The 6580-nt window shown below is 70.0% G+C and carries 1 protein-coding gene and 1 CRISPR repeat array; the gene reads left to right on the plus strand.

Features of this window, described 5'->3' with window-relative positions; genetic code table 11:
- The first annotated feature begins 56 nt into the window (after window positions 1-56).
- Window positions 57-4539: a CRISPR direct-repeat array (repeat unit 28 nt; unit sequence GGACCATCCCCGCTCGCGCGGGGAGCAC).
- 311 nt (window positions 4540-4850) lie between these two features.
- A complete protein-coding gene (gene guaA / locus GSI01S_RS13825; protein WP_006897205.1) occupies window positions 4851-6434 on the plus strand; it encodes a glutamine-hydrolyzing GMP synthase in 1584 nt (527 codons plus the stop codon).
- Window positions 6435-6580: the final 146 nt, after the last annotated feature.

A 6580-nucleotide genomic window follows, 5' to 3' on the forward strand; every position in this document is an offset into this window, starting at 1 on the left:
ATCCCCGCTCGCGCGGGGAGCACACCTGCATGAACCCCTACAAGAGTGCGCGGCTGGGACCATCCCCGCTCGCGCGGGGAGCACGCGGCGAAGCCGTCTCGTCGGACCCATCCACTGGGACCATCCCCGCTCGCGCGGGGAGCACATCGGAGGCCAGGTTGCCCCGATGATCGCGCAGGGACCATCCCCGCTCGCGCGGGGAGCACGTCGACGGCGCAGGCTTCCTCTCCGCGATCTGCGGACCATCCCCGCTCGCGCGGGGAGCACGATGAAGGCTGGTGACAACACTCGGCCCCAGTAGGACCATCCCCGCTCGCGCGGGGAGCACTCACCGAGGTCGAGAACGACTCCGCTGCCGGTGGGACCATCCCCGCTCGCGCGGGGAGCACGCGTCGGTGACGTAGGTGTCGACGTACGACACCGGACCATCCCCGCTCGCGCGGGGAGCACCCGTTCGGGACGATCGAATCGTTCCCGACGCCGGGACCATCCCCGCTCGCGCGGGGAGCACGCGATCGCAGATCCGCTCAGCATGCGACTCGAGGGACCATCCCCGCTCGCGCGGGGAGCACTTCCGGGATGACTTCGGGTGCCTCGTCATCAACGGACCATCCCCGCTCGCGCGGGGAGCACCTGGCGTCGGGGATCGGGCAGATGGTCCGGATCGGACCATCCCCGCTCGCGCGGGGAGCACTGGGTGACCGGGGCACTCATGCCGGCACCGGGGGGACCATCCCCGCTCGCGCGGGGAGCACTCGGGGTCCCGCCAGCGCTACCGTCTGCCCATGGGACCATCCCCGCTCGCGCGGGGAGCACGACCGCGTACGACTGCCGACCGGCGTGCTCGTGGGACCATCCCCGCTCGCGCGGGGAGCACCCGATACCGCCCGCACCGTGAGTGCCGTAGCCGGGACCATCCCCGCTCGCGCGGGGAGCACTCGGTCGCCGGGCGCGTCCACACCAGACCCGAGGGACCATCCCCGCTCGCGCGGGGAGCACCCCGTGCGGACCGAACCCGGCTTCGGTGTACAGGGACCATCCCCGCTCGCGCGGGGAGCACAGATGCAGGGCATCCCGAAGGAGTCGCGCGACAGGACCATCCCCGCTCGCGCGGGGAGCACCGAAGGAACCCCGGTAGGCATCGCCTCCCGGGGGGACCATCCCCGCTCGCGCGGGGAGCACGACAAAGTCGTTACTGGTCTTGTTCTGTCACGGGGACCATCCCCGCTCGCGCGGGGAGCACCCCTTGGCGGTCGGCTTGCGGTGGTCGTAGCCGGGACCATCCCCGCTCGCGCGGGGAGCACCCCGACGTAGCCGACGCCAGGTCGGCGCCAGTGGGACCATCCCCGCTCGCGCGGGGAGCACTGCGATCCTCGGCAACTACCAGTCCGGTATCCGGGACCATCCCCGCTCGCGCGGGGAGCACGGTTCATCACCAACCCCGACTCCGACGAGGAGAGGACCATCCCCGCTCGCGCGGGGAGCACTACTGGTCCTGGAACGGCTTGAACGGATCGAACGGACCATCCCCGCTCGCGCGGGGAGCACTCCGTCGTATCTGGGTTGGATGCTCACCGGGGCGGACCATCCCCGCTCGCGCGGGGAGCACGAGTCGATCACCTGCTGATACGGACCAGCCTGCGGACCATCCCCGCTCGCGCGGGGAGCACACACTGCTTGCGGCTGGTCAGTGGATCGCCGTAGGACCATCCCCGCTCGCGCGGGGAGCACTGCATGCTGATGAGTTCGTGATCCGGAAGGAGTGGACCATCCCCGCTCGCGCGGGGAGCACGAAGATCGAGGCCGCGCATCCTGGTGCGCTGGAGGACCATCCCCGCTCGCGCGGGGAGCACGGAATTGACCGATGCGCACTACAACACCCAACCGGACCATCCCCGCTCGCGCGGGGAGCACGTCGATGTCGTGCCGTGGATGATCACGTTGTCGGGACCATCCCCGCTCGCGCGGGGAGCACAAGCGAGAGATACTGCCGCAGGGCCCACCTTGGGGACCATCCCCGCTCGCGCGGGGAGCACCGCGATCAGCGACGGCGGGTCGTTCCCGTCAAAGGACCATCCCCGCTCGCGCGGGGAGCACCACCGGTGCTGTGTCGTGATGTCCGGGTCTGGGGGACCATCCCCGCTCGCGCGGGGAGCACGCCGGTCGATGTCCGACGGGACGGAAACGGGAGGGACCATCCCCGCTCGCGCGGGGAGCACTGGAAGTGAGGACCTCGATGATCGCTGACCTGCGGACCATCCCCGCTCGCGCGGGGAGCACTATCGCCACCCCGACTCGATACTGTCGATCAGAGGACCATCCCCGCTCGCGCGGGGAGCACACGGTGCGGACGACGACGTCGTTCACGCCCGTGGGACCATCCCCGCTCGCGCGGGGAGCACGAGGAATAGGTCGGCATCGGACGGTTCCCCGTCGGACCATCCCCGCTCGCGCGGGGAGCACTCGAGGACGCTCGACAGGATCACCGGCGCGCTCAGGACCATCCCCGCTCGCGCGGGGAGCACCGGGGCGACAGCTGCTTCAGCAGGCCCTTGTTCGGACCATCCCCGCTCGCGCGGGGAGCACACGGACATCATCTCCGGGTTGTTCAATGGTTGGGGACCATCCCCGCTCGCGCGGGGAGCACGCCGGGGTCAAAGCCGCGGTACAGGAGGCGATGGGACCATCCCCGCTCGCGCGGGGAGCACTCATCGAGGGCTTGGGTGGTGGGTCGCTTCCGAGGACCATCCCCGCTCGCGCGGGGAGCACGGCGTAGGCAGCCTCGGTTCGATCCTCAACGCGGGACCATCCCCGCTCGCGCGGGGAGCACTGTGTCTGCGGCAGTCCGTGCTGACCGATCACCGGACCATCCCCGCTCGCGCGGGGAGCACCGAACCTTGACCCCGGACCAGCGACAGTCAGGAGGACCATCCCCGCTCGCGCGGGGAGCACTCGGCTGGCCACCGTGTCCGCACATACGCCGACGGACCATCCCCGCTCGCGCGGGGAGCACATCTGCTGACGCCACGCCGCCTCCGACAAACCAGGACCATCCCCGCTCGCGCGGGGAGCACTCGGATCGTCGGCGTCGACGAAAACGTGGATCGGGACCATCCCCGCTCGCGCGGGGAGCACCATGAAGTCGATCGCCGGCGTGTTCGGGAAGCGGGACCATCCCCGCTCGCGCGGGGAGCACTGCACGACCTATTGCAGGCGATGGGTGTCGAGGGGACCATCCCCGCTCGCGCGGGGAGCACGAGAACTGCGACCTGACCGATCCCGAAGAACGCGGACCATCCCCGCTCGCGCGGGGAGCACCCTTGGCGCGGTCTATTGCGGACCTCCTGGGCGGGACCATCCCCGCTCGCGCGGGGAGCACCCCGCGCCGCCGTTACCGCCGTCGCCGGACGCGGGACCATCCCCGCTCGCGCGGGGAGCACATCTGCTGACGCCACGCCGCCTCCGACAACCCAGGACCATCCCCGCTCGCGCGGGGAGCACGAGGATGACAACATCAACGTCCTCGAGACTGTGGGACCATCCCCGCTCGCGCGGGGAGCACCCTGGATGGGATGCAACACCGATCCCGACCCGGGGACCATCCCCGCTCGCGCGGGGAGCACAAGATCCGCACTGGTGGCGAGTATTTCGGCACCGGACCATCCCCGCTCGCGCGGGGAGCACCAGTTCACGTCTCTGTCGCAGCGCGCGACGTCGGGACCATCCCCGCTCGCGCGGGGAGCACTCGTCCACGCTGCCGCCGAGGAACGGTGCGATGGGACCATCCCCGCTCGCGCGGGGAGCACGGAGGCGATGCCTACCGGGGTTTCGATTCGATGGGACCATCCCCGCTCGCGCGGGGAGCACTGGGATTCGCGGCGGCGCGCGGTTGCTGCGGCGGGACCATCCCCGCTCGCGCGGGGAGCACGATTCTACGATTTGAGGCGTGATCCCGGCGTGGGGACCATCCCCGCTCGCGCGGGGAGCACACGGTCGCTGCTGACGCGACCCAGTCGGGCCAGGGACCATCCCCGCTCGCGCGGGGAGCACAACGTCTTACCGCCGAACATGCTGATCTTCGTGGGACCATCCCCGCTCGCGCGGGGAGCACTTCTTGTCGATCAGCGTCCCACCAGTCTTGGCGGGACCATCCCCGCTCGCGCGGGGAGCACCTCGCCCCGATCATCACTGAGATCATCAAGCTGGGACCATCCCCGCTCGCGCGGGGAGCACAGGCGAGCTTCTTAACCCAGTCGGGGAACCCGCGGACCATCCCCGCTCGCGCGGGGAGCACTCGAGTGCGCGGAGGATGGACACTTGCCACGGCGGACCATCCCCGCTCGCGCGGGGAGCACCCCCGCAGTTCTGGCACTCGGTCATCGCTTCTCCGGACCATCCCCGCTCGCGCGGGGAGCACCGTGCCGCACCGCCCATAATCATGGCGTTACCGGGACCATCCCCGCTCGCGCGGGGAGCACATCGGCAAGCCGGAGGATTACTCGAAGAACCCGGGACCATCCCCGCTCGCGCGGGGAGCACACTTCCTGACCTGCATGTTCGCACGCCGGGAAGCGATTCTTCAATCACTTTAGCCGACCGCGATCGCGAATTCCCCACGGTGTCCGGCCCCATTTCGGTTTCGAATCGTTGATCGGCGTCGAGCGGAACCAGGGGAGCTAACAGAGGCATCGCAACGGCTTTCCGGAGCAGGAGGTTGGTTCAGAGCGCGTCGATCCACGCATCGATCGCACTGCGGTGCGATCGATGCGACGTCGGAGCCCGTGCACCGCCACTGAGCGCGGCTGGTCCGGACCACCAGCGACGATCGCGCGCAAGATAGACTTCACGTCGTGACGGAAACATCCCCCGACCACCCGCGTCCCGTACTCGTCGTCGACTTCGGAGCCCAGTACGCGCAGCTGATCGCTCGCCGCGTTCGCGAGGCCCGCATCTACTCGGAAGTGATCGCGCACGACGCGACGCTGGAAGAGATCAAGGCCAAGAATCCGGCCGCGCTGATCCTGTCGGGCGGACCGGCGTCGGTGTACGCCGACGATGCGCCGACCATCGACGAGAAGCTCTTCGACCTCGGAGTTCCGGTATTCGGCATCTGCTACGGATTCCAGAAGATGACGGCCGCTCTCGGCGGCACCGTCGCGAACACCGGCGGACGCGAGTTCGGCCGGACAACGCTCACGGTCGCCGACGGCGGCAAACTGCACCGCGGACTGCCGGAGTCGCAGCCGGTGTGGATGAGCCACAACGACGCCGTGCAGGTGGCCCCGGAGGGCTTCACCGTCACCGCGTCCACGCCGGGCGCGCCGGTCGCCGCGTTCGAGTGCGCGGAGCGGCAGATGGCCGGCGTGCAGTACCACCCGGAGGTCCTGCACAGCCCGCACGGCCAGGAAGTGCTGACCCGCTTCCTCTACGAGATCGCGAACCTCACGCCGACGTGGACCGCGGCGAACATCGCCGAGGCGCTCATCGCCGACATCCGGGAGCAGGTCGGCGACGAGGGTCTCGCGATCTGCGGACTGTCCGGCGGCGTCGACTCGGCGGTGGCGGCAGCACTGGTGCAGCGCGCGATCGGCGACCGTCTGACCTGTGTTTTCGTCGACCACGGACTGCTGCGCGCCGGTGAACGCGAGCAGGTGCAGACCGACTTCGTCGCGGCGACGGGCGCGCGGCTGGTGACGGTGGACGCCGAGGACGTCTTCCTCGGCCACCTCGACGGCGTCTCCGATCCGGAGACCAAACGCAAGATCATCGGCCGCGAGTTCATCCGCTCCTTCGAGGGCGCGGTGTCGGAGGTGCTGGGCGACCAGGCCGCCGCGGGCAAGAAGGTCGACTTCCTCGTTCAGGGCACCCTGTACCCGGACGTCGTCGAATCCGGCGGCGGCAGCGGAACCGCGAACATCAAGAGCCACCACAACGTCGGCGGCCTGCCGGAAGACCTCGAGTTCAAGCTCGTCGAACCGCTGCGCCTCCTCTTCAAGGACGAGGTCCGTGCCGTCGGCCGTGAACTCGGTCTGCCGGAGGAGATCGTCGCCCGACAGCCGTTCCCGGGCCCCGGTCTCGCGATCCGCATCGTCGGATCGGTCACCAAGGACCGCCTCGAACTGCTGCGCAAGGCGGACCTGATCGCGCGCGAGGAACTGACGTCCGCCGGCCTCGACGGCCAGATCTGGCAGTGCCCAGTAGTCCTGCTGGCCGACGTCCGCAGCGTCGGAGTGCAGGGCGACGGTCGTACGTACGGTCACCCGATCGTGCTGCGCCCGGTGTCGAGCGAAGACGCGATGACCGCCGACTGGACGCGCGTGCCGTACGAGGTCCTGGAGACGATCTCGACCCGCATCACCAACGAGGTCCCGGACGTGAACCGCGTGGTGCTCGACGTGACGAGCAAGCCGCCGGGCACGATCGAATGGGAGTGACCTCCCGCTGAACCGCGCCGAGTGCCGCCCGCATCTGGATGTGGGCGGCACTCGGTGGTTTCGGGGCGGGTGGTGTGTGGCGGTGGGTGGTCTCGACTCGCTCCGTCGCTGCGCTCCGGTGCGGCTCGACGAGCCTGATGTGGTGC

The sequence above is a fragment of the Gordonia sihwensis NBRC 108236 genome (genome assembly GCF_000333035.1).
GTDB lineage: Bacteria > Actinomycetota > Actinomycetes > Mycobacteriales > Mycobacteriaceae > Gordonia > Gordonia sihwensis.